General features: G+C 58.3%; 1 protein-coding gene. It reads right to left on the bottom strand.

Annotation, left to right across the window (positions count from 1 at the left end; all coding sequences use genetic code 11):
* Positions 1 to 25: 25 nt before the first annotated feature.
* Positions 26 to 266 (bottom strand): DUF1214 domain-containing protein (locus SB756_RS30965; RefSeq protein ID WP_410913355.1); only part of this gene is annotated, 241 nt, incomplete at its 5' end.

Genomic DNA, 266 nt, shown 5'->3' with positions numbered 1-266 from the left:
ATCGGGCACGACACGAGCATACTCATCACTGCTTGAGCAAATCACTCGGTTTCCAGCTCTGGTCAAAGAATGCCTGCTTGGGCCCGTAAAGCCGCACGATCACCAGGAAGCCCTTGTCCGGTACGGTCTTGATCCAGTTCTTGCCCTCGCCCGGAGATTTCGGGCCAAAGTAGATATCGGTGGAGCCGTCGCTGTTCTGCACCGGCTTATCCATCTGATTGAGAGACGGGAACGGCTGGCCGTTGTCCAGGCCCGAGGCGGTCAGG

It is taken from the genome of Pseudomonas sp. SIMBA_068 (genome assembly GCF_046534705.1).
Taxonomy (GTDB): Bacteria; Pseudomonadota; Gammaproteobacteria; order Pseudomonadales; family Pseudomonadaceae; genus Aquipseudomonas; species Aquipseudomonas putida.
This window is presented reverse-complemented; position numbering and strand designations above follow the sequence as displayed.